20 protein-coding genes are annotated in these 24,124 nt (G+C 68.7%); 6 read left to right on the plus strand and 14 right to left on the minus strand.

The annotated features are described in order from the left end of the window. Positions 1-4: 4 nt before the first annotated feature. From LCH29_RS13795 to ngcE, 9 genes are all read right to left on the minus strand, one after another. Positions 5-1,474 carry an amino acid permease gene (locus LCH29_RS13795; RefSeq protein ID WP_446462083.1) on the minus strand — a complete coding sequence of 490 codons (1,470 nt, stop codon included), beginning with the start codon at positions 1,472-1,474 and terminating at the stop codon, positions 5-7. Between the two features lie 285 nt (positions 1,475-1,759). After that, entirely contained in the window at positions 1,760-3,748 is a 1,989-nt protein-coding gene (dxs, locus tag LCH29_RS13800) for a 1-deoxy-D-xylulose-5-phosphate synthase (protein ID WP_446462007.1), read from the minus strand. A 285-nt stretch (positions 3,749-4,033) separates the two neighbouring features. Beyond that, a complete protein-coding gene (locus LCH29_RS13805) occupies positions 4,034-5,374 on the minus strand; it encodes a sugar ABC transporter permease (protein WP_446462008.1) in 1,341 nt (446 codons plus the stop codon). Continuing rightward, positions 5,371-6,159, minus strand: coding sequence for an ATP-binding cassette domain-containing protein (locus LCH29_RS13810; protein ID WP_446462009.1), 789 nt, complete (start codon positions 6,157-6,159; stop codon positions 5,371-5,373). The genes LCH29_RS13805 and LCH29_RS13810 overlap by 4 nt, the downstream gene beginning before the upstream one ends. A gap of 136 nt (positions 6,160-6,295) precedes the next feature. Continuing rightward, the gene (locus LCH29_RS13815; RefSeq protein WP_446462010.1) at positions 6,296-7,393 is read right to left on the minus strand and encodes a substrate-binding domain-containing protein; all 1,098 of its coding nucleotides are present in this window, start codon (positions 7,391-7,393) and stop codon (positions 6,296-6,298) included. Positions 7,394-7,676: 283 nt separating this feature from the next. After that, entirely contained in the window at positions 7,677-8,876 is a 1,200-nt protein-coding gene (locus LCH29_RS13820; protein WP_039940999.1) for an ROK family transcriptional regulator, read from the minus strand. 268 nt (positions 8,877-9,144) lie between these two features. Continuing rightward, the gene (locus LCH29_RS13825) at positions 9,145-10,089 is read right to left on the minus strand and encodes a carbohydrate ABC transporter permease (RefSeq protein WP_446462011.1); all 945 of its coding nucleotides are present in this window, start codon (positions 10,087-10,089) and stop codon (positions 9,145-9,147) included. Positions 10,090-10,150: 61 nt separating this feature from the next. Then, positions 10,151-11,068, minus strand: a complete 918-nt coding sequence (locus tag LCH29_RS13830; protein WP_446462012.1) for a carbohydrate ABC transporter permease — start codon at positions 11,066-11,068, stop codon at positions 10,151-10,153. 73 nt (positions 11,069-11,141) lie between these two features. Further along, the gene (gene ngcE, locus LCH29_RS13835) at positions 11,142-12,578 is read right to left on the minus strand and encodes an N-acetylglucosamine/diacetylchitobiose ABC transporter substrate-binding protein (protein ID WP_446462013.1); all 1,437 of its coding nucleotides are present in this window, start codon (positions 12,576-12,578) and stop codon (positions 11,142-11,144) included. Positions 12,579-12,916: 338 nt separating this feature from the next. Here ngcE and LCH29_RS13840 point away from each other — a divergent pair, with 338 nt between their 5' ends. Both LCH29_RS13840 and LCH29_RS13845 read left to right on the plus strand, forming a co-directional pair. After that, positions 12,917-13,438: a hypothetical protein gene (locus LCH29_RS13840; RefSeq protein ID WP_446462014.1), complete on the plus strand. Its 522-nt coding sequence runs from the start codon at positions 12,917-12,919 to the stop codon at positions 13,436-13,438. Between the two features lie 275 nt (positions 13,439-13,713). Beyond that, positions 13,714-17,583, plus strand: a complete 3,870-nt coding sequence (locus LCH29_RS13845) for a GH92 family glycosyl hydrolase (RefSeq protein WP_446462015.1) — start codon at positions 13,714-13,716, stop codon at positions 17,581-17,583. A 58-nt stretch (positions 17,584-17,641) separates the two neighbouring features. On the opposite strand, the gene LCH29_RS13850 is transcribed toward LCH29_RS13845, so the two are convergent. After that, positions 17,642-17,905 carry a hypothetical protein gene (locus LCH29_RS13850; protein ID WP_446462016.1) on the minus strand — a complete coding sequence of 88 codons (264 nt, stop codon included), beginning with the start codon at positions 17,903-17,905 and terminating at the stop codon, positions 17,642-17,644. Between the two features lie 245 nt (positions 17,906-18,150). Here LCH29_RS13850 and LCH29_RS13855 point away from each other — a divergent pair, with 245 nt between their 5' ends. After that, positions 18,151-19,095 (plus strand): RICIN domain-containing protein, encoded by a 945-nt coding sequence (locus tag LCH29_RS13855; protein ID WP_446462017.1) that lies wholly within the window; start codon positions 18,151-18,153, stop codon positions 19,093-19,095. Positions 19,096-19,275: 180 nt separating this feature from the next. Here the strand turns inward: LCH29_RS13855 and LCH29_RS13860 are convergent, their stop codons facing one another. Beyond that, positions 19,276-19,581: a hypothetical protein gene (locus LCH29_RS13860; protein WP_446462018.1), complete on the minus strand. Its 306-nt coding sequence runs from the start codon at positions 19,579-19,581 to the stop codon at positions 19,276-19,278. A 145-nt stretch (positions 19,582-19,726) separates the two neighbouring features. Between LCH29_RS13860 and LCH29_RS13865 the strand changes: the two genes are divergently transcribed. From LCH29_RS13865 to LCH29_RS13875, 3 genes are read left to right on the plus strand one after another with little or no spacing between them, the layout of a single operon-like run. Further along, the gene (locus LCH29_RS13865) at positions 19,727-20,578 is read left to right on the plus strand and encodes a helix-turn-helix domain-containing protein (RefSeq protein ID WP_446462019.1); all 852 of its coding nucleotides are present in this window, start codon (positions 19,727-19,729) and stop codon (positions 20,576-20,578) included. A 10-nt stretch (positions 20,579-20,588) separates the two neighbouring features. After that, positions 20,589-20,858, plus strand: a complete 270-nt coding sequence (locus tag LCH29_RS13870) for a DUF397 domain-containing protein (RefSeq protein WP_446462020.1) — start codon at positions 20,589-20,591, stop codon at positions 20,856-20,858. Positions 20,859-20,895: 37 nt separating this feature from the next. Next, the gene (locus LCH29_RS13875) at positions 20,896-21,666 is read left to right on the plus strand and encodes a PIG-L deacetylase family protein (RefSeq protein ID WP_446462021.1); all 771 of its coding nucleotides are present in this window, start codon (positions 20,896-20,898) and stop codon (positions 21,664-21,666) included. Here LCH29_RS13875 and LCH29_RS13880 read toward each other — a convergent pair. The 3 genes from LCH29_RS13880 to LCH29_RS13890 form a co-directional block, all read right to left on the minus strand. Then, positions 21,663-22,127 (minus strand): hypothetical protein, encoded by a 465-nt coding sequence (locus LCH29_RS13880; protein ID WP_446462022.1) that lies wholly within the window; start codon positions 22,125-22,127, stop codon positions 21,663-21,665. The two genes, LCH29_RS13875 and LCH29_RS13880, sit on opposite strands and share 4 nt — an antisense overlap. Continuing rightward, the gene (locus LCH29_RS13885) at positions 22,127-22,984 is read right to left on the minus strand and encodes a hypothetical protein (RefSeq protein ID WP_446462023.1); all 858 of its coding nucleotides are present in this window, start codon (positions 22,982-22,984) and stop codon (positions 22,127-22,129) included. Before LCH29_RS13885 ends, LCH29_RS13880 begins: the two co-directional genes overlap by 1 nt. Positions 22,985-23,057: 73 nt before the next feature. After that, the gene (locus tag LCH29_RS13890) at positions 23,058-24,059 is read right to left on the minus strand and encodes an NAD-dependent epimerase/dehydratase family protein (protein ID WP_446462024.1); all 1,002 of its coding nucleotides are present in this window, start codon (positions 24,057-24,059) and stop codon (positions 23,058-23,060) included. Positions 24,060-24,124: the final 65 nt, after the last annotated feature.

Below are 24,124 nucleotides of genomic sequence, written 5' to 3' on the forward strand. Positions count from 1 at the left end.
GGCGTCAGCGGCGCGTGCCCGCCTCGGTCACCCGGCTGTGCCTGCGCCCGTAGAGGACGTAGATGACGACGCCCAGCACCATCCACACCGCGAACCGCACCCACGTCTCCGCGGGCAGATTGAGCATCAGCCACACCGACGCCGCCACGGACGCGGCGGGCAGCACCGGCACCCAGGGCGTACGGAAGGCGCGGGGCAGGTCGGGGCGGGTGCGGCGGAGGACGACGACGCCGAGCGCGACGACGACGAACGCGAAGAGGGTGCCGATGTTCACCAGGGCCGCCAGCTCCGAGATGCTGGTGAACCCGGCGACCACAGCGATGAGGACACCCAGCAGGATCGTCGAGCGGTACGGGGTGCGGTACCGCGGGTGCACCCTGGCGAAGACCCGGGGCAGCAGCCCGTCCCGGCTCATCGCGAAGAAGACCCGGGTCTGGCCCAGCAGCAGGATCATGCACACGGTGGTGAGGCCGACCGCCGCGCCGAAGCTGATGAGGCCCGCGTAGAAGGGTTGTCCGACCGCCTTGAAGGCGTCGGCGAGCGGGGCGTCGATCGACAGCCGGGAGTACTTCTCCATGCCGGTGACCACGATGGACACCGCGACGTAGAGCGCGGTGCAGATGAAGAGCGAGCCGAGGATGCCGCGCGGCATGTCGTGCTGCGGGTTCCTGGTCTCCTCCGCCGCGGTGGCCACGACGTCGAAGCCGATGAAGGCGAAGAAGACCACGGCGGCGGCGGTGAAGATACCGGCGACGCCGAAGGTCGTCGGCTGGTAACCGGCCATCAGCTGGATCAGCGGCGCCCTGAGCCCGGAGGCCGCGACGGAGCCCTGCTCCTCGGGGATGAAGGGGCGGTAGTTGTCCGAGTCGATGAAGAAGGAGCCCGCGATGATGACGAGCAGCACGACCGTCACCTTCACCGCGACGACGACGGAGGTGACGCGCGCGGACAGCTTCATGCCGAGGACCAGGATCCCGGTCAGCACCAGCACCAGGAGGGCCGCGAGGATGTCGAAGGTGAAACCGCTCGCCGCGTCGGGGCCGGAGAGCACGGCGGGCAGCCGCCACCCGGCGTTGTCCAGCAGGGAGCGTACGTACCCGGACCAGCCGACCGCGACCACGGCGGTGCCGAGCGCGAACTCCAGGACCAGGTCCCAGCCGATGATCCAGGCGGGCAGCTCGCCGAGCGAGGCGTACGAGAAGGTGTACGCGGACCCGGCCACCGGCACGGTCGAGGCGAACTCGGCATAGCACAGCGCGGCCAGCGCGCACACCACGCCCGCGACCACGAAGGCCAGCGCGGTCGCGGGGCCCGCCTGCTCCTTGGCGACGGCCCCGGTGAGCACGAAGATGCCGGTGCCGATGATGACGCCGACACCGAAGACCGTGAGGTCCAGGGCCGACAGCGACCGGGTGAGGGCGTGCTCGGGTTCCTCGGTGTCCTGGATGGACTGCTCGATCGTCTTCGTCCGCAGATAGTCCGGCCGGGCCCTGCCCCGGGGGCCGCCGCTCCGGCCTCCGTCGCCGACTGGTTCCTCATCGCTCACCGGTGACACCTCCACGCCTGCCCCTGCGCGTCATGGTTCTGCCAACCGCGCGGGAGCGGAGCGCGCACACTCGACGGCCCCGCCGATTCACCCGATGGGGGCGGGCGGGCGGGACGGGGCTGGGCCGGTCGGAGCACGAAAACGGCCCCGGCCCGGACCGCGCGGGTCCGGGCCGGGGCCCTGAAAAGCCGGGGGCCCTGAAAAGGGAAGCCGTCAGTCGCGCACCGGCTCGGCGGTCGCCGGACGCGTCGCCACGCCCGCCTCCTCCGTGCCGGCCGACTCCTCGTAGCGGCCGCCGATCCGCGACACCAGGCCGGTGACCTGGCGGGCGATGTCCGGTGCGGTCAGCCCGATCTCGGACATGACCTCCTTGCGGGAGGCGTGCTCCAGGAAGCGCGGCGGGATGCCGAAGTCGCGCACCGGCATGTCGACGCCGGTGTCGCGCAGCGCCTGGGCGATGGCGGAGCCCACACCGCCGACCCGGCTGTTGTCCTCGACGGTGACGACGACGCGGTGCCGCTCGGCGAGCGCGGGAAGCTCCTCGTCCACCGGCTTGACCCAGCGCGGGTCGACCACCGTGGCCGAAATGCCCTGCTTGTCCAGGAGGTCCGCGATCTCCAGGCACATCGGCGCCAGCGCGCCGACCGAGACGAGCAGCACATCGGGGTGGTCCGCCGCGCTCGCCGCGGGCTCGCGCAGCACGTCCATGCCGCCGATCCGGCCGACGGCGGCGACCTCCGGGCCGACCGCGCCCTTGGAGTACCGCACCACCGTCGGGGCGTCGTCCACCTCGACGGCCTCCCGCAGCTGGGCACGGACCTGGCCCGCGTCACGCGGGGCGGCGATCCGCAGCCCCGGGACGACCTGGAGGAGCGACATGTCCCACATCCCGTTGTGCGACGGCCCGTCCGAACCGGTGATCCCGGCACGGTCGAGGACGAAGGTGACCCCGCACTTGTGCAGCGCCACATCCATCAGCACCTGGTCGAAGGCGCGGTTGAGGAACGTGGCGTAGACGGCGAAGACCGGGTGCAGCCCGCCGGTGGCCAGCCCCGCCGCGGACACGGCGCCGTGCTGCTCGGCGATGCCCACGTCGTAGACCCGCTCGGGGAACCGCTTCGCGAACTCGGTGAGGCCCACCGGGTGCAGCATCGCCGCCGTGATCGCGACGATGTCCTCCCGCTCCTCGCCGAGCTTGACCATCTCCTCACCGAAGACCGAGGTCCAGTCCGCGCCGCCCGCCGAGATCGGCAGCCCGGTGTCGGGGTGGATCGGGCCGATGCCGTGGAAACGGTCGGTCTCGTCCTGCTCGGCCGGGGTGTAGCCGCGGCCCTTCTCGGTGAGGCAGTGCACGATGACCGGGCCGCCGAAACGCTTCGCCCGCTGGAACGCGGACTCCAGCGCCTCGATGTCATGGCCGTCGATCGGGCCGACGTACTTCAGCCCCAGGTCCTCGAACATGCCCTGCGGGGCGATGAAATCCTTCAGCCCCTTCTTCGCGCCGTGCAGCGTCTCGTACAGCGGGCGGCCGACGACCGGGGTGCGCTCCAGCAGGTCCTTGCCGCGGGCCAGGAAACGCTCGTAGCCGTCGGTGGTGCGCAGGGTGGCGAGATGGTTCGCCAGACCGCCGATGGTCGGCGAGTACGACCACTCGTTGTCGTTCACGACGATGACGAGCGGGCGGTTCTTCGCGGCGGCGATGTTGTTCAGCGCCTCCCAGGCCATTCCGCCGGTCAGCGCGCCGTCCCCGATGACCGCGACCACATGGTCGTCCTTGCCCTGGAGCTCGTTCGCCTTGGCGATGCCCTCGGCCCAGCCGAGGACGGCCGAGGCGTGGCTGTTCTCGATGACATCGTGCTCGGACTCGGCGCGCGACGGGTAACCCGACAGCCCGCCCTTCTTCTTGAGCCGCGAGAAGTCCTGGCGCCCGGTGAGCAGCTTGTGGACGTAGGACTGGTGCCCGGTGTCCAGCAGCACCTTGTCCTTCGGCGACTCGAAGACCCGGTGCAGGGCGATGGTCAGCTCGACCACGCCCAGGTTGGGCCCGAGGTGCCCGCCGGTCTTGGACACGGCGTCGACGAGAAAGGTGCGGATCTCCGCGGCCAGCTGGTTCAGCTGCTCCGGGGCGAGCCGGTCCAGATCGCGCGGTCCCCTGATGCCGGTCAGCAGCACCCGTGCCTCCTTGCTGTCGAGCGTGTCCATCGAGCCTTGCCATTAGGGGGTGTCTTGCCGGTCATGCCGGGCTCCCGACGCCTGGCACGGCACCTCGCGGCCCCGCGCTCGTCGCGCGCAGCACCGCTGCGCTCTCCTCACGCGGCTTGCGATGCACCGCACCAGACGCCGCTCGCTGATCCGGCCTGATCGGCAAGACACCCCCTAGCCCCCGAGAGTCTAATGCTGCCCTACAGGAAGGCCCGGTTCGCCTCCGGGGCGGTCGGGGGTGTCGGCCCCCGGCCCCGAAGACGTCCCCGGAGGAGAGAGGGTTGCTCAGCCGCGACCCGCCGAGCGCTGTGTTCTGCGCGACACCGAGTCGATGACCACGGCGGCCAGCAGCACCGCGCCGGTGATCATGTACTGCACGGAGTTCGCGACGCCCAGCAGGTTCATCCCCGACGAGATCGACCCGATGACCAGCATGCCGAGCATCGCCGACCACACCGAGCCGCGCCCGCCGAAGAGGCTGGTGCCGCCGATGACCGCGGCCGCGATGGCCTCCATGAGCAGGTTGCCGGTACCGGCCTGCTGGCTCGCGGAGCCGATCCGGGACGCGATCATGAGACCGCCGAACGCGGCCATGAGCCCGGACAGCGCGAACACCGAGATCCGCACCGCGACCACGTTGATGCCCGCGCGGCGGGCCGCCTCGACGCTGCCGCCCAGCGCGATCACCTTGCGCCCGTACGGGGTGCGGCGCACCAGGAAGTCGAGCGCGACCAGCACCACCACGAAGATCACCAGGGCGAGCGGCAGGCCCATGTACTCGTTGAGCCGCCAGGCCGCCGCGTAGACGATCAGCGCGAGGACGGCGGTGCGCACCAGGATCTCGCTCAGCGGCCGGGACGGTATGCCGACCGCCTTGCGGCGCCGGCTGTCCAGGAACTGGCCGAGAAAGAAACCGGCCACCGCGACGGTCGCCGCGCCGTAGGCGGCGATGAGCTGGCTGAAGTAGTGATCGGTGAGCATGCGCACGAAGCTGTCGTCGTCGATGCCGATGGTGCCGGTGGTGCCGAGCACCTGGAGCATCAGCCCGTTCCAGGCCAGCAGACCGGCGAGGGTGACGACGAACGCCGGGACGCCGATCCTGGCGAAGAAGAAGCCGTGCACCGCGCCCAGGGCGGCACCGGCGGCCAGCGCCGCGACCACCGCGACGCCCTCCGGCACGCCGTGGCGCACGTTGAGCACCGCCAGGGTGGCCGCGGCCAGGCCGCTGACGGATCCGACGGACAGATCGATCTCGCCGAGCAGCAGCACGAAGACGATCCCGACCGAGATCATGCCGGTGCCGCCGATGAGGATCGACAGGTCGGAGAGGTTCTTGGGCGAGAGGAAGGCGCTGTCCTTCCACTGGAAGACCGCCCAGATGACGGCGATGCCGACGATCACCGGGACCGCGCCCAGGTCGCCGCTGCGCATCTTGCGGACGAACTCGTTGAGGTAGCCCTTGAAGCCCTCCTGGCGCACCAGCAGCCGCGGATCGACCACGGTGACGGCGTCCTTGGCGACCGGCCCGGCGTCGTCCGGTCCGGCCGGGGCCTTGTTGCTGCCGCCGTCCCCGCCGGCCCCCTCCCCGCCCTGGGCGTCATGGGTCTTGTCGAGACGGGTGCTCACTTGGCGGCCTCCCCGCTGCGCGCCTTGCGGCGGGTCACGGCGTTGTCCGTGGCGCCGGTGATGGCGGAAATGATCTCTTCTTGAGAGGTGGTGCGGACATCGAAGATGCCGTTGTTGCGGCCCAGCCGCAGCACCGCGACCCGGTCCGCGACCGCCTTGACGTCGGCCATGTTGTGGCTGATGAGGATCACGGCGAGCCCGCGCTCGCGCAGCCGCTCGACCAGGTCCAGGACCTGCGCGGTCTGCTCGACGCCGAGGGCGGCGGTCGGCTCGTCCAGGATGACCAGCTTCGGCTCGCCCAGCATCGACCGGGCGATGGCGACGGTCTGCCGCTGACCGCCGGAGAGCGAGGCGATCGGGATGCGCACGCTGGGGATGCGGATCGACAGGGTGCTCAGCAGTTCGCGGGCGCGGCGCTCCATCTCGACCTCGTCCAGCACCCCGGCGCGCAGGATCTCGCGGCCGAGGAAGAGGTTGCCGACGACGTCGATGTTGTCGCACAGGGCGAGGTCCTGGTACACCGTCGCGATGCCCAGGTCCTGGGCGTCGTGCGGGCGGGCGACCTCGACGGGCTTGCCCTGCCATTCGAGGACGCCCTCGTCGGCGGGGCCGACTCCGGCGATCGCCTTGACGAGGGTCGATTTCCCGGCGCCGTTGTCGCCCACCAGGGCGACCACTTCACCGGCGCGGACCTCCAGGTGGATGTCGGTGAGCGCCTGGACGGCGCCGAACCGCTTGGAGATCCCGCGCAACGCCAACACGGGTTCGTTTGGCACGATGGCCATCTCCGTTCCGGGCAGGGGGCGGCCCCTGCTGTGTGACGGAGGGGAGAGGACTTCTCCCCTCGGAGGGGATATGAGAGGGGTCGGCGGGCGGGCCGCCGGCGAAAGTCACGGCGGCCCGCTCCGGTCCGGCAGAGACCTACTTGAGCCCGGCAGCGGCACAGGCGGCCTTCAGCTTCGCCGTGCAGATCTGACCGACCGAGTAGAGACCGTCCTTGACGACGGTGCTCTTGATCTTGTCCTTGGTCAGCGAGACCGGGGGGATGAGCGTGGCCGGGATGTCCTTGGTGGTCGGGCTGTCGACCGTGCTCGTCCCGTCGACCTTCTCACCGCGGCCGAGGGCGATGGCCATCTTCGCGGCCGCGGTCGCCTCCTCCACGTAGGACTTGTAGACGCTCATGTACTGCTCGCCGCTCACCACCCGCTGCACACCGGCGAGTTCGGCGTCCTGGCCGGTGACCGGGGGCAGCGGCTTGACGCCGCCGCTCTTGAGCGCGGTGATCGCGCCGCCCGCCATGCTGTCGTTGGCGGAGTAGACGCCGATGATGTTGCTCTTGCCGACGGACGAAATGGCGCCCGTCATGGCCTTGTTGGCCTCCTCGGCCAGCCAGCGGTCGATGTCGTAGGACTTGGCGATGTCCACCTTGCCCTTGAGGACCGAGAGCGCGCCCTTCTTGAACATGGCGGCGTTGGGGTCGGCCTCCCAGCCGTTGAGCATGACGACCTTGCCGTCCTTGGCCTTCTTCCCCAGGGCCTCCAGCAGCGCCTTGCCCTGGACCTTGCCGACCGTCTCGTTGTCGAAGGACGTGTACGCGGACACCGGGCCCTCGGCGAGCCGGTCGTAGGCGACGACCGGGATATGCGCCTCGGCGGCCTTCTTGACCGAACCGGAAATGGACTTGGAGTCCACCGAGTCCAGAATGATGACGTCGACCTTTTTGGTGATCATGGAGTCGACCTGCTGCTGCTGTACGGCCGGGTCCGACTTGGCGTTGACGTACTTGATCTCGCAGTCGGCGCAGTCGGCCAGGATCTTCTTCTTGATCAGCGGACGGTCGAAGTTCTCGTATCTCGCCGTCTGATCCTCGGGCAGAAGGAGCCCGATGGTCAGCGGACCCGACTTCTTCTTCTTGTCGCCCTTCTCATCCGCTTCTTTCGCCGAACCACAGGCGGCGAGCGAGGCGGCCATCGATACGACGGCGGTGGCAATGGCGACGCGACGCATCGTTGCGTTCATAACGGGGGTGACCTCCCTGACGAGGCCGCGTCATTGCGGCCGAGGTGGCGTGAAGTCAACTCCGGCGCCGTCATGGCGTCAAGAAGTAAATCCTTAACGAGATGGCAACGGTGCCATTCGTTATCTGAGTGAACACAGCCCGAAGTTGCCCGAATGGGCAACGGAATGGCCCCCGAGGACGCGGCAAAGGTCCTCGGGGGCAGGAAGAATGGCAGGCTGTCAGGGTGGCCGAGAGGCCAGCGCACGGGGACGCGGCGCCCGGTGCCGGGCGTACGGCGGCGGCTCAGGCGAGCGCCGGGGTGCCCGCCGACAGCGCGCCCTCCAGCAGCGTCGAGTCGCCCATCTCGCTCAGCACCAGCGCCAGGGCGCCCAGCACCTCGGCCCGGCCGCCGAGCGCCCCGGGCATCACGGCCAGCTGACGGGCGGCGCTCGGGATGGCGTACCGCGCGACCGACTCGCGGATCGGGCCCAGCACCAGCTCACCCGCCTCGGCGAGGTGGCCGCCGAGCACCATGCGGCTGGGGTTGATCAGGTTGCACAGGTTCGCCACGCCGCTGCCGATGTGGCGGCCGACGTCCGCGATCACCCGGCGGCAGCCGGGGTCGCCGTCCCGGGCGAGCTGCACCATGCGCTCGATGGTCAGGTCCGCGCCGTGGGCGGAGTGCAGCAGCGGCAGGACGTAGCGGGCCGCGGCGAAGGTCTCCAGACAGCCGCGGTTGCCGCAGCGGCACACCGGGCCCGACTCGTCGAGGGTGATGTGGCCGATCTCGCCCGCCGTGCCGCCCGGGCCGCGGTAGATCTGGCCGCTGATCACCAGCCCCGCGCCGACACCGTCGGCGACCTTGATGTACGCGAGGTCGGCGACCCCGCGTCCGGAGCCCCAGACCAGCTCGCCGAGCGCGCCGAGGTTGGCGTCGTTGTCCACGTGCACCGGCACCCCGAGCCGCTGGGCCAGGTCGTCGCGCGGATTGGTGCCCGCCCAGCCCGGCAGGATCGCGGTGGAGCCGAGCGTGCCGGTCTCCACGTCTATCGGGGCGGGGACGCCGAGGCCGACGCCGACGACCTTGTCCTGGCTCAGGCCGGTGCCGGCGATCAGCCTGCTGACCAGCTGCTCCGCCCGGTCCAGGCCCTGCGCGGAGGAGGCGTCCACATCCAGCGGCTCCGCCTCCTCGGCCAGGACCTGGTGGGCCAGGTTGCCGACCGCGACCCTGAGGTGCGTATGGCCGAAATCCACGCCCACGACGATGCCCGCGTCCCCGCTGAGCGAGACGCTGCGCGCCCGGCGGCCGCCCGCCGAGGTGGGCGTGACCTCGACCGTTCCGCCGTCCTTCAGCTCGCGCACGATGTTGGAGACGGTGGCCGCGGACAGCCCGGTGGACCGGGCGATCTCCGCCTGGGTCAGCGAGCCCGCCATGCGCACCGCACGGACCACCCGCTCGAGATTGGCCCGGTGCAGCGATGACTGCGATCCCGGAGTCTCCACGCCCATCCACTCCCGCCTTCACGGGCGGCACGCCGGCCGCTCCGCCGGCCGGGCCGCAGCATGAGGCCCGGCTTTGTCTCCAACATGTGAACTCTAAGCTGAGCCGCCTCGCTTGTTCCACGTCAAGTCCTTGATGTGGGCAGACGGCCCTGTGAGCGAGGGTGTGGCAGGAGGTTTCCCCGCCCACCCTCGCACAATCGCGATATCCCGCCAGCGTACGACGGAGCGATCGAATCCGTTTCGTTCACATACCGAATACTATGCGGTTTTACTTGAGCGCCCCGGCGGTCAGTCCCGTCTGGACCTGGCGCTGGAAGACGATGTAAGCCGCGAGCACCGGAAGCATCGCCAGCACCAGCCCGGCGAACAGCGCCGACCAGTCCCCCTTGTATTGCTGGCTGGCCGCGAGCTGCACCAGCCCCTGGGTGAGCACCCGCTTGTCCTCGTCCGTGTTGAGCACGGTGGGCAGCATGTACTGGTTCCACTGGCCGAGGAAATTGAAGATGCCCACGCTGATCAGTCCGGGCTTCGCCATCGGCAGCATGACCTGGAAGAACGTCCGGGTGTGGGACGCGCCGTCGATCAGTGCCGCCTCCGCCACCGAGGTGGGCAGGGTCTTGAAGAAGGAAGTGAGGAAGAAGACGGTGAACGGCAGCGAATAGGCGATATAGACCAGTACCAGCCCGTGGAAGGTGTTGAGCAGGCTCATGTTCTTCATGACGAAGAACAGCGGCACCAGCGCCAGGATGATCGGGAAGCTCATCCCGCCGACGAACATGAAGTAGAGGACGCGCTTCCCGGGGAATTCGAACCGGGCCAGCACATACGCCGCCATCGCCCCCAGCAGCATCGTGCCGATCAGCGAACAGCCCACCACCAGCACGGTGTTGAAGAAGAAGTCGCCGATGTTGGACTTGCTCCAGGCACGCGACCAGTTGTCGAAGTGCAGCGCGGAGGGCAGCCCCCAGGGGGAGGTGAAGATCTCCTTGTCGGTCTTGAGGGAGCTCATCACCGCCCACAGCAGCGGCATGGTGACGAGCAGCCCCCAGATCACCAGCATGCCGTGCGAGAAGACGTTGAGGACCTTGCCCTCGCTGCCGATCCGCCCCTCCGGGGTGAAGCGCGGCGGCTGCTCGGCGACGGGGGCGACGAGCGGCCGCTCGTCGTCCTTGGTGACGCCGGGGAGTTCCGAGGGCTCTGCTTGCGAGGTCACTGTGATCCCCCCAGGTCGGCGGTCGAGCGTTGGTTCGCGGGTGCGGTAGCGGGCCCCGGCATCAGTACTCCAGCCGTTCGCGCCGACCGAGCTTGCCCACGACGACCGCGAAGATCAAGGTGACGATCAGCATCGCGACGCCGATCGTGGTCGCGCGTCCGGCCTGCCCGTCGCTGAACGTCTTGGTGTACACGTAGAAGCCCAGCACCTGGGTGGAGTCGGCGGGACCGCCCGGGCCGATCGTCATGATCTGCACGACGGCGAACGCGTCGAGGGCGATGATGCCCATGTAGATCCAGCCGGTCTGGACCGTGTCCCACAGCAGCGGCAGGGTGATCCGGAAGAAGGTGTTCACGCGGTTGGCGCCGTCGAGCAGCGCGGCCTCGTAGAAGTCCTTCGGGATGGAGCTCATCCCGGCGGAGAAGAGGACGACGTAGAAGCCGACGTTGCTCCACACCATCACGGCCATGAGGCACCACAGCGCGAGCTTGGGGTCGGCCAGCCACTGCTGCTGGAGCGCGTCCAGGCCGATTCCGCCGAGGAAGGCGTTGAGCGCGCCGTTGCGCGGGTTGTAGGTGAACTGGAACAGCAGGGCGACGATCGCGATCGACAGCACCTGCGGAAAGAAATAGATCACCTTGTAGACGCTCGACCCGCGCACGCCCGTGACGGCCGCGTTCTTCCTTCCGCGGCCGCCGACGTTGAGCATGAAGGCGAAGAAGAGTCCGAGACCGAGCGTCACCAGCGGCACGACCAGCAGCAGCAGAACATTGTGCCCGACCGCTTTCCAGAAGAGGTCGTCCTTCAGCAGCCAGTCGTAGTTCCTGAAACCGACCATCTTGAAGTCGGAACTCAGGCCGGTCCAGTCCGTGAACGAATAGTAGATGGCCTGGACGAACGGCGAGATCACGAAGACCGCGTAAAGGATCACCGGCAGGGCCAGGAACCCCGCGATGAACCGGTATTTACCATGCTGCATTTCTACCGACCTCGGACTTCCCTCGCGGATAATGCCGCCGGTGACGCATCGAACTCCATCAGATGTGCCTCGGTCAGACGTGCTTGTACTTCTTGACGGCGTCGTCCTTCGCCGCGTCGTCGGCGAACTTCTGGCACTTCTTGATGGCCTCGGCCGGAGTCATGCGGCCCGCCATCATCTCGCCCAGCACGCCCACGCCGATCTTCTGCTTCTGCAGCGTCCCGTACCAGTCCTGCATCCGCGGGTTGACGACGTTCTTGCCGGCCTTCTCCAGCGCCTCCTGAGCGGACGACAGGCCCGGCGGCAGGGTGAGACCGTCGGTGCCGCCGTTGAGGGAGGAGAGCGAGGAAACCTGCCGGATGAAGTTCTTGGTGGACTTCTCGCCGAGCATGATCCGCAGCAGCTCCATGCCGCCCTGGGGGTTCTTGGCCGCCTTCGGCACGATGAAGGGTTCACCGCCGGACGCCCAGAGGGTGCCGAACGGCATCTTGTCGCTCTTGTCGAGGCTGGAGGGCGCGCCCACCGCCATCTGGAAGTCCTTCGGCGTGGTCTTCTTCGCCTCGTTCTCCACCCAGGAGCCGTTCGGGATGAACAGCGCCTTCCCCTCGTTCCAGGCGGTCTGCGACTCGATGTGGGTCAGACCCGGGGTGCCCCTGAGGATGTAGCCCTTCTTGTACAGCTCGTAGTACGCCTCGAAGGCGGCCTTCACGGCCGGGTGCTTCCAGGCGTTCGGCTCCAGGTTGTCGATCGAGTCAAGGACATCCCGGCCGCCGATCTTGCCGATGAACGGGTAGAGGCTGAACGGCAGGTAGTACGGGTACTTGCCCGGGTACGTCCAGCCCGCGACCCCCTTCTTCTTCGCCTTCTCGCAGACCTTGAGCATGTCGTCCCAGGTCTCCGGGTACTCCGCGTCGAGCTTGCCGAGATTGGTCTTGGAGTACCAGACGCCGTAGACGGTGTAGGCGTAGTAGAGAACCCACACCGGCTTGCCGTCGAACTGGCCCATCTCCGCGACACCGGGGCGCAGCGTCTCGCGCACCGTCTTGTTCGGATCGTCCACGGAAGGCGCGTCGAGCAGCGGAGTCAGGTCGGTGAGCTGGTTCTTGCCGACCAGGGTGCCCATGTCCATCTGCTCGGCACCGTTGTTGTCCACGAGGTCCGGCGGGGTGCCACCGTTGAAGCGCGGCTGGAGGACAGTCTGGATCTTCTGGGTTGCCGAGTGCTTGACCTTGCCCTTGGTCTTCGGATACGCCTTCGCGTACTCCGCCTCGGCGTCCTTGGCGTACTGCTGCCCGAAGCCGCCGTCGAAGATCATGACATCGAGCGGCGCGCTCGCGTTGACGGCGAGCGGGTTCTTGGCGCTCTTCTCGCCCTTGTCGACCTTCTTGGTGTCGTCATCGCCGCCGCTGGCACACGCGGAGAGCACACTCATCGCGGGCACGGTGATCAGCCCGAGGGCCGCCGACCGTTTGATCAGGTCACGCCGACCGAAATCTGAGATGGATCCCATGCTCAAGTCCTCGCCTTCGTCAGGACTCAGGCGGTGTAACGGTCTCCCGTACATGCTCGCCTCCGGGCGAGGGGCCCGACACCGCGGGTCAGTTGAAGCGTGAAGCGGAATTGCTGGGTGTGCGCCGGGAGAGCTCAGAACCGCCGAGGCCAACTCGGCACGGCCGCGGCGCGGCCTCCCCCTGGGGCGACAGGTATAGTCCACTGGGCATCGAGAGGGCAAGATCGAAAGGTCATCGGGGTGGCATCTTTCCCGAGTTGAGACCTGTCCGACATACCGTGGGGGGCCCAGCCCGTACGGCATTCAGCCGTGCGCGCGATCCATGAGAGGCGGTCCTCGTGCCCCGGAAGCAGCTCCCCTTCGCCACCAGCGTTGTCGTGGCCGCGACACTCGCGCTCTCCGCGGGCTGCGGCACCGACCGAGGCGGCTCTCCGGCCGAGGACACCAAGGGCGGTGCCGCGATCGGCAAGGGCATGGCCCGGCTCCCGGTGGAACCGACGGAGGAGCCCACCGACGACCCCGCCACCGACCGCACCGACGACCCCTCGGACCCACCCACCGGCGGCTCCGGGCTGATATCGGCGGACGCCAAGATGGGCACGTGCGGCTGGAGCACGGACGGCAAGCCGTACGCCAATGTGACGATCAGCAACTCCAGCTCCTCCACGGCCTATTACTTCCTCCTCGTCGGCTTCGTGGACAGCTCCGAAGAGGTCGTGACCACGGGCACCGAGTCCGACGCCTCGGTGGCGGGGAACTCCGACAAGACCATCAAGGTCTCCGGCCTCCAGGCGGACTCCTCCAAGAAGGCGAAGAAGTGCCGTCTGTCGATGGCCACCAAGTCCAGCTCTCCCGGCTGACGGGTCGCGCCGATGGATCCTGCTGAGGGATTATTGACCGGCCGCCATGGACAGGGGCCGCATCCCGGCGCGGGTGCGGCCCGCGTCGCGCGGTCGCCACTCCAAGATCACCCGCATGGAGTGACCGATGGAGTGACCGATGGAGTGATCAGCGAAGCGATCACCCGGCATGGCTTGTGCGCGTCCGTCACCTTGACACCACCCTCCCCGCGACGCCCTACTTATCCCTGCCCCACCCAACCGACAACGTTGTCAGACTCCTTGAGAGGCTGAGTATGCGACAGAGACGGCTCAGACGCAGACCTCCGTCAGGTCGAGCGGCCGCCTTGGTGGCGGCCGCTCTGCTGGTGGTGACCGCCCAGGGCGCGGCGACCGCCGTTCCGCGGGGCCCCGGTGCGGCCGCGGACCGCGCCGCGGCCGCAGCCCCCTCAACGTTCACCTCGTCCTTCGAAGCGGACGATCCGCAGCCCGACTGGCGCAACACCGTCGAGACCACCCCGGGCGGTGAGAAGAAGGCCGACGGCGTCGACGGCGGCTACACCTCCGGCATCCCCGGGAACGTGACCGACAAGGTCACCGCCGTCCGGGCGAGCGGCGAGTACGCCGACGCGGGCGAGACCAAGGAGAACCTGGTCGACGGTGACGTCACCACCAAGTGGCTCGCGTTCGACAGGACCCCATGGCTCGAATTCGACCTCTCCGAGCCCGTCGACGTCGTCCGTTACGCCCTCACCTCCGCCAACGACGCCCCGGAGCGCGACCCGGTCGACTGGACGCTCAAGGGCTCCGCCGACGGCTCCGACTGGACCACCCTGGACACCCGCAAGGACCAGGTCTTCGACAAGCCTCACCAGACCAGGCAGTTCTCGGTCGAGGACGCCGCCGCCTACCGCCACTTACGCCTGGAGATCACGCGCAACAAGGGGGCGGACGCCACCCAGCTCGCCGAGGTGCAGTTCGCCAACGGTGACACCACCCCGCCCGCCCCCGCCGACATGCGCAGCCTGGTCGACCAGGGCCCGTCCGGCTCCCCCACCGCCAAGGGGAACGCGGGCTTCACCGGCACCCACGCCCTGCGCTACGCGGGCAGCCACAAGCCGGACGGCCGGGCGTACTCGTACAACAAGGTCTTCGACGTGAACACGGCCGTCACCCGCGACACCCTGCTCTCGTACCGGATCTTCCCGTCGATGGCCGAGACCGATCTGAACTACCCGGCCACCCACGTCTCCGTCGACCTCGCCTTCACCGACGGCACCTACCTCAGCGATCTCGCGGGCGCGGTCGACCAGCACGGCGCCCGGATGAGCCCCCAGGGGCAGGCGGCCTCCAAGACGCTGTACGTCAACCAGTGGAACCACAAGGAGTCCCGGATCGGCGCCGTCGCGGCGGGCAAGACGGTCGACCGGATCCTCGTCGCGTACGACTCCCCGGGCGGCCCGGCGAAGTTCCGCGGCTGGGTGGACGACATCTCCCTCGCCCCCCAGGCGCCCGAGAAGCCCCTGAAGCACCTCTCCGACTACGCGGTGACCACCCGCGGCACGAACTCCAGCGGCAGCTTCTCGCGCGGCAACAACTTCCCCGCGACCGCCGTCCCGGGCGGCTTCAACTTCTGGACGCCGGTGACCAGCGCGGGCTCGACCGACTGGCTCTACCAGTACGCCCGCGCCAACAACGACGACAACCTCCCCACCATCCAGGCGTTCGGCGCGAGCCATGAGCCGAGCCCCTGGATGGGCGACCGGCAGACGTTCCAGGTGATGCCGTCCGCCGCGTCCGGCACCCCGGACGCCTCCCGCAGCGCCCGCGCGCTCCCCTTCCGCCACGAGGAGGAGACCGCCCGGCCGTACGGCTACGGCGTGACGTTCGAGAACGGCCTCAAGGCCGAGATCGCGCCCACCGACCACGCGGCGGTCATGCGCTTCACCTATCCGGGCGACGACGCGAGCGTCATCTTCGACAACGTCAACAACAACGGCGGGCTCACCCTCGACCCCGAGCACGGCGTCGTCACCGGCTGGTCCGACGTCAAGAGCGGAGGGTCCGCCGGCGCCACCCGGATGTTCGTCTACGGCGTCTTCGACGCGCCCGTCAGCGCGAGCGGCAAGCTGCCCGGAGGCGGCGGGCAGGACGTCACCGGCTACTTCCGCTTCAGCCCTGGCAAGGACCGCGCCGTCACCCTCAGGCTCGCCACTTCCCTCATCGGCGTCGACCAGGCGAAGACCAACCTGGAGCGCGAAATACCCGCCTCGACGTCGTTCGAGCAGGTGAAGCGGCGTGCCCAGAGCGCCTGGGACGACATCCTGGGCCGTATCGAGGTCGAGGGAGCCAGCCGCGACCAGCTCACCACGCTCTACTCCAGCCTCTACCGGCTGTACCTCTATCCCAATTCCGCTTTCGAGAACACCGGGACCGCCCGCAACCCCCGGTACCAGTACGCGAGCGCCTTCTCGCCCGCCGCCGGGGAGAACACCCCGACCCGCACCGGCGCGAAGATCGTCGACGGCAAGGTGTACGTCAACAACGGCTTCTGGGACACCTACCGCACCACCTGGCCCGCCTATTCGCTGCTGACCCCGAAGCGCGCGGGGACGATGGTCGACGGCTTCGTCCAGCAGTACAAGGACGGCGGCTGGATCTCCCGCTGGTCCTCCCCCGGCTACGCCGACCTCATGACGGGCACCAGCTCGGACGTGGCCTTCGCGGACGCGTACCTCAAGGGCGTCCGCTTCGACGCCGAGGCCGCGTACGAGGCGGCGCTGAAGAACGCCACCGCGGTGCCGCCCTCGTCGGGCGTCGGCCGCAAGGGCATGACCACCTCGCCCTTCCTCGGCTACACCAGCACCGAGACCCACGAGGGCCTGTCCTGGGCGCTGGAGGGCTACCTCAACGACTTCGGCCTGGCGAAGATGGGCCGCGCCCTGTACACGAAGACCAAGAAGGCCCGCTACAAGGAAGAATCCGACTACTTCCTCCACCGCGCGCAGAACTACGTCAGGCTCTTCGACGACAAGGCGGGCTTCTTCCAGGGCCGCGACACGGCCGGGAAGTGGCGCGTCCCGTCCGAGAAGTACGACCCGCGGATCTGGGGCTACGACTACACCGAGACCAACGGCTGGGGCTACGCCTTCACCGCCCCGCAGGACAGCCGGGGCCTGGCCAACCTCTACGGCGGGCGCTCCGGCCTGGCCAAGAAGCTCGACACGTACTTCTCCACCCCGGAGACGGCCTCACCTGAGTTCAAGGGGTCGTACAGCGGCGTCATCCATGAGATGACCGAGGCCCGCGACGTCCGGATGGGCATGTACGGGCACAGCAACCAGGTCGCCCACCACGCCACCTACATGTACGACGCGGCCGGACAGCCCTGGAAGACCCAGGAGAAGGTGCGCGAGGTGCTGTCCCGCCTCTACACCGGCAGCGAGATAGGCCAGGGTTACCACGGCGACGAGGACAACGGCGAGCAGTCCGCGTGGTACATCTTCAGCGCGCTCGGCTTCTACCCCCTGGTGATGGGCGGCTCCGAGTACGCGATCGGTTCGCCGCTGTTCACCAAGGCCACGGTGCACCTGGAGAACGGCCGCGACCTGGTGATCAAGGCCCCGCGCAACAGCGCGCGGAATGTCTACGTCCAGGGGCTGAAGGTCAACGGCAAGCGGTGGAACTCCACCGCCCTCCCCCACTCGGTGCTCGCGCGTGGCGGCACGCTCGACTTCACCATGGGCGCGAAGCCGTCGAAGTGGGGCACGGGCGCGAACTCCGCCCCGTCCTCCATCACGAAGGACGACAAGGTGCCCACCCCGCGCCGCGATCTGACGGTGCCGAGCGGTGGCACAGCGCTGCTGGACGACACGTCGGGTACGGAGGCGACGTTCGAGTCGGTGGACCTGCCGGTGACGGACGCGGGCCGCGCGGTCCAATACACCCTGACCTCCGCCGACCGCGCGGAGGCACCCACCGGGTGGGTCCTCGAAGGCTCACAGGACGGCGAGAAGTGGCAGACCCTGGACCAGCGCTCGGATGAGTCCTGGTCCTGGGACAAGCAGACCCGCGTCTTCTCGGTACGGTCGCCCGGTACGTACGAGCACTACCGCCTCGTACCGGACGGCAAGGCCACCCTGGCCGAGGCCGAACTGCTCGGCTGAGCCATTGGGTGGGCCGGGCCCGGCGTCCGGACCCGGCCTGCCCTCGGTCGTCACGTGCTCACGACGCGTCGTCCACCCAGAGCTGCCACTTGCCGCTGCTGCTCGGCTTGCAGTCCCACTTGGAGTAGACGGAGTTCCGCCCGTCGCGGGCGCACGCCTCGTCGCTGGCGTAGGTGCCGACGTAGATCCACTTGCTGGCGCCGGGTACGACAGCCGTCGTCGTGGCGGAGGACGCGGGTGCTGCCTGCACGGTGGCGATGGTGCCCCCCGTCAGGAGGGCGGCCCCCATCGCGGCGCCGGCGAGGACAAGTCGAGTACGCATGTTTCTCCTTTTCATCGGAGTCTTGCGGTCGACGTGATCCTGGGACAGGGCGGGGCGCGAGGACAACAGGAATCGGGTGTCCTGGACGCTCTTGGACTGTCCCGGACACCCCGCTTGGCGTCCACGCTGGTCAGCGGCCTGTCCCGCGACCTTCTCGCGTACGTTGTCCCGCCCGTCGCGGCCCGTCTCGTGATTGGCGGGGTTCGTCATTGACGACTCACGAGTGGGACGCGACGCTCAAGTGCATGGAGAAGCAGGGGGGTTGGGATCTTGGCGAGGTCCATGACATACGCGCACTCATGGAGTTGCTGCGTCAGCTGAAGAAGACTTCCGGATTGTCATACCGGGAATTGGAAAAGCGCGCGGCGGCGGTGGGAGACGTGCTACCCCGCAGCACCGCCTCCAAGATGCTGAGCCAGGACGTGGCACCGAGACCTGATCAACTGGTTTCCTTCCTCAAGGCATGTGGGGAAGAGGCGCGGATCGAGCAGTGGCTCCAGGCTCGGGAGAGAACCATCCATCAACGGGTCGGTGAAACCCGTGACGAGGAACCCGAGGAACCCACTCAGCGAGCTCCGCTCTTCAGGCCACCGCGGAGAGGCACCATACTGGCTCTGTTGGTGGCCCTCCCGGCAATGGGCGCTCTCGGCGCTTGGATGCTGGCCGCTTCCGGCGGACCGGCAGGGAATTCCCGGGCGGATCGGAGCGCGATGGCCGCGCCCTCCGACATCGGGCCGGCGCTGCTGAGCGGCTGGGTCCGTATCCGGCCGGTCACGGCCCCCGATCTCTGCTTGACCGACGGACGGGTGCTCGACCGCCGGTACACACCTTTGGTGGCCGTGCAGCGACCGTGCACCAAGGTGACGCCGCAGGCCACCAAACTGGAAGCGATGGGCGGGGACACGTACCGGATCCAGTGGCACCACCCCGACTACGGCAAGGGCTGTCTCGAAGCGCTCGAAGAGGGCGCCGGGGCGGGGTTGCTGGAGCCGAACGACGACTGCGCGCAGGGGAGCAGGTTCCACCTCGAACCATCAGGACCCTACGCGGACAGCAAGTATGTCCTCCGCGTGGCCGGTCAGGGATGCGTCGGGATCAAGGCATCGGCCACCTTCGAGGGGGCTGAAGCCGTGATGGGGCGGTGCGTGGGCAAGGGGGGCCAGGTGTTCTTCATCGAGCCCGCGTCCTGACCGGCTTGCCGACGCGGCCGACGTCTGACGCCGGCGAAGGCGCCGCTCACCGGGTGAGGGGCCTGCCCCGGGGCCCATGGTGCGGTCCGCCGGACGGCGGCGGCGCGGGCCCGGGGCGAGGCCCCGCCGCTGCTCCATGCGCCGAAGGCGCGAGACGAAGCCCGCGCCCGACAGCCGGTCTCAGGCCGCCTCGGCCCGCTCGAAGGCGGGCGCCGTGGGCGCGGCGAACCACACGAGCCGGGCGGTGATCCCCTTCTCCCGCCCGAACCACCACGTCGCTCGTTCGGGTGAAGTGAGGTTGAGCCGGTGCTGCCCATTGGCGGTAACCACGTGCGCGCTCCCGTCCTCGTAGGCCAGCCCCCACGCGGCGATTTCCCCGTCCAAGGCGCCGGGTTCCACTTCGTACTGCACGGCGACGGCGAAGACGCGGGGCGCCGTGTCGAGTGCGAGGTCGCGGAGTTCTCGGTCGAAGTCGAAGGCAGCCATGGAAGTCTCCCGTCAGGAAAGGGAATTGGGCCATGCACGTACGGTGACGTGGTTCACACCATAGCGAGTCACACCTAAACCTTTACTTGATTCACCGCCAATCCTTTACAGATACCCTCGTGTGGGGGACAAGGGAGGGAACGTCATGCCGACAAGCAACCCACCAACCGCGCGACGACAGCGCCTGGGCGCCGAACTCCGCAAGCTTCGTGAGCGCGCTGGGATGTCGGCCGCGACTGCGGCGGGTCTGCTCGGCGGCAACCAGACCCAGATCAGCAACATCGAGGCGGGCCGCCACGGAGTGAGCGCTGACCGGGTACGGACCCTGGCACGCTTGTACTCGTGCGGAGACCAGAGCTACATCGACGCACTCGCAGCCATGACCGGCACGCGCACGCGGGGGTGGTGGGAGGAGTACCGCGAATTCCTGCCGGTCGGGCTGCTCGACCTGGCCGAGGTGGAACACCACGCCACGTACGTGCGCGTCGCCACCATGGTCCACATCCCAGGGTTGCTCCAGACCGCCGAGCATGCCCGCGTGGTCTTCAATGCGGGTATCCCGCAGCTCGCGCCGTACGAGGTGGAGCACCGCGTCTCGCACCGCATCAAGAGGCAGGCGATCCTCTACGGGGACACCCCGACACCGCTGACAGCGATCATTCACGAGGCCGCTCTCCGCATGGGGTACGGGAGCTCCACGGTGGCCCGTGGGCAGCTTCAGCACCTGATCGACATGGGCGAACGGGACAACATCACCATCGTGGTGATTCCATTCGGCGCCGGACCTCTTCCCGGCTCCGGCCAGTCAGTTGTTTACTTCGGAGGCCCCGTGCCGCAGCTCGACACCGTCGAACTCGATACCAGTCACGGTATCGAACTGGTCGACGCGGAGGCCCAACTGATCAATTACCGAAACGTGCTGGACCGTATGCAGGGGTACGCCCACAAGCCCGCAGCATCCAGGGACCTTATCCACCGCATCGCGCAGAGCAGCTAAGGGGAACCACGTGTCCATCCATGACTGGCAGAAGTCCTCGTACTGCGCCCAAGGAGCCAACTGCATCCACGTCCGCAAAGTGACCGCCGATTGGCAGAAGTCGTCCTACAGCCACGAGGGGGCCAACTGTCTCTACGTCGCCGCTCCCGCCTCCCGCACCATCGCACTCCGTGAGAGCGACGAACCGGACGTCATCCTCACCACCACGCCCGCCACCCTCGGCACCTTCATACGCGCGGCGAAGGCCGGCGCCTTCGACGGGCTCACCCAGGACCGGTAGGGCGCGCCGCGCACCCGCGAATGCCAGGATGGACCGCATGGCTACCGTCCTGGCATTCCACGCCCACCCCGATGACGAGGCCCTGCTGACCGGCGGCACGCTCGCCCGGCTCGCAGACGAGGGACACCGGGTGGTGGTCGTGGTCGCCACGGACGGCCTGATCGACGCGGCACCGACGCATGCCGAGTCACCCCGCCTGCACGAACTGCGCACCAGCGCCGCTCTGCTCGGCGTCGACCGCGTCGTCCACCTCGGCTACGCGGACAGCGGCCACGGCCCGCTCCTCTACCCCGACCCGCCGGACCGTGTGCGCTTCGTCCGCGCGAAGACCGAGGAGGCCGCCGAGCGGCTGGCCGCGATCCTCCGCGACGAGGACGCGTCGATGCTGCTCCACTACGACCCCCACGGCGGCTACGGCCACCGCGACCACATCAAGGTCCACCAGGTCGGCCGCCGCGCCGCCGAACTGGCCAAGACGCCCAGGGTGCTCGAAGCGACGATGCCGCGCGACACCGCCGAGCGCCTGGTCCGCCTGGCCCACCGGCTGAGGGTCCCCCTCCGCTTCACCGCCGAGGAGCTGAACACCCGCTTCAGCCCCCGGTCGGACATCACCCACCGCCTCGACGTCCGCCCCTACGCCCGCCAGAAGCAGGCGGCCCTGGCGGCCCACCGCTCCCAGATCGACGGCACGGGCCGCATGAGTGCCGCCATGCGGACCATGCTTCGGCTCCCGGCCCCGCTCTTCGGTCTGCTGCTGGGCCGGGAGTGGTTCATCGACGTCTCCCCCGTCAGGCCGTCACAGCCTTAGCGGTCAGCGAACAGTTCCTCAGTGCGCGAAGCGGTCACGGCCCGGTCCAGCCAGGTGCCGAGGACGTCCAGATCCCTGCACTCCTCAATACGCTTACGTGTCTCGGCAGTGACGTTGAGCTCCCGTTGGCCAAGGACCCGCAAGATGTCCTCGGCGCGGCTCTCGATCCGAACATCGGTGAAGGCCCGCTGGCCAAGGTTGGAGCGGAAGAAGATGTTGGGCTCTACGTCGAGCATGTGGCACAGATCCGTCGTGGAAGACACCGTCAGAGCACCATCCAGCCAGCCTCCGAGCAGCTCCAAGTCGGTACACAACTGGATGCGCTCACGAGCCATGCCGACGACCTCAAAGCCCCGCCGGTTGAGGACCCGCACAATGGTTTCGGCGCGGCTCTCGGCCCGAACCTTGGCAAAGGCTACCTGGGAGTGCTCGGAGCGGAAGAAGTTGAGCAGCGGGGACATCAGTCGAACAGATCCTCCACACGGGAGGCGGTGGCGGCCCGGTCCACCCAGGTACCGAGAACATCCATGTCCTTGCACGCCTCGATGCGCTCACGTGTCTCGTCGGTGACCTCAAGCCCTCGGGCCTTGAGGACCCGCAGCAGGTCGCCGGCGCGCACCTCTGCGAAGGCGTGCTGGGCATGCTGGGAACGGAAGTAGTTCATCAGCACGGGCATCAGGTCTCTCCAGATCTCTCGTGCCGGGGAGTTTCCAAGACCGGCTTCAACGAGTTCGGCGTAGATGTTTTCCTGAACGGGGTCAAGTTTGCTGAGGGCGGTCGCGAGTGCCTTCAGTATCTCATCGATGCCTTCGCTTCTGCTGTGCGTAATCGCGGAGAAGGCAGCGATCGGGATATCCCTGGCCACCTCTTTCGCATCCGTGACGACGGGAGTGTTGCCGGGGCCCAGGACCAGCGGGCGGACCGTCAGGGAAGGGTGACTCGGTAAGCCGAGGATGATGGGACGGGCGGCCCAGCGAGCCGTGGCGTCGTCGGGGCAGAGCACGATCAGCACCGGCTGGTGCCGGAACTTCGCGTACATGTACGAGAGGTAGTACGCCCAGGCCGCCGGTTTGTCCTTGTCCCGTCTGCTCTGCGACTCGATAGCGAACAGATAAGTGCCGTGCTTCTCCGTCTCGACCTGGAGCAGGGTGTCCACACGTCTCTCGACGGGTGCGATCTCGGTGAGGTCGGGGCTGACCACGAACGTCTTGCTCGTGTCGGGGAACGGAACGCCGAGCAGTTTACGCAGTGCTCGGACGATGGCCCCGGTGTCCTCCTGGAAAATCCGGTGGAGGGCTTCATGCGAGGAACTGACCATGCGGTGAACGCTAAAGATGCGAGGGCAAGTGTCGATGGCATTTGCCATCGCATCACTCGAACGTATGTAGCCGCTATTGGCGTTGACGCTGGGCGGCCAGCACCTCCGCCTCCTTCTCCGGCGCCAGGCCCACCGCCGGGCGGTCCGCACGCTGCGGCGCCTGGCCGTCCAAGCCGCGCAGCCAGGCCCACGTATCGGCCACCGTCTCGGCGACGGGGCGGCACCGCAGGCCCGCCGCGAGCGCCTTCGAGACGTCGGCGGCGTGCAGCGTGTCGTGCGGCTCGCCCGGGGGGAGCCAGATCGGGAGGTCGGTCCAGGGGACGATGCGGGCGGCGAGGACGCTGTCCGGGTCGGTCCAGCGCAGGTCGGCGGCCGAGCCGGTGACGCGTACGCAGGTCTCCAGCAGTTCGCCCATCGTGGTGTGACCCGGCGGACTGACCGTGTTGTACGGGCCGCCGAGGCCGCGTTCGGCGGCGTCCAGGAGCCAGCTGGCCAGGTCGCGGGCGTCGATGTACTGCAACGGGAGGTCGCGCGGGCCGGGGGCGAGGACCGGGCCGCCGCGGGCGATGCGGGTCAGCCACCAGGGCAGGCGGCCGATGTTCTCGTACGGGCCGAGGATCAGCCCGGGCCGGGCCAGCAGCGCGCGGTCGCCGAAGGCGGAGAGGGCGGCGAGTTCGCCGCCCCGCTTGGCGCGGGCGTAGTCGGTCTCGTCACCGTCGTCGGGGGACGACTCCACCACCGGGCCGTCCTCGGCGAGTCCGGCGCGGGCCGGGTAGGTGTAGACGGAGCGGGTGGAGACGTAGGCGTAGTGGCGTACGCGGTCGGCGAGGAGGCGGGCCGCGTCGCGGACGGCCGAGGGGGCGCCGGACCAGGTGTCCACGACGGCGTCCCACGCGCCGTGTTCGAGCGCGGCGAGCCCGCCGGGCGCGGTGCGGTCGCCGCGCAGCACGGTGGCTCCCGGCGGCGGGGCATGGCGGCCGCGGTGGAACACCGTGACCTCCCAGCCGCGGGCCAGGGCCGCCTCGGTGACGGCGCGTCCCACGAACTCCGTTCCGCCCAGCATCAGAAGTCTCATGACGAGGACTCTGCCTGCTCCCGGCAACGCGCGCCCGGTGGATTAGCCCTCGGCAGATCGCCATG

Source organism: Streptomyces sp. BRA346, from assembly GCF_052851135.1.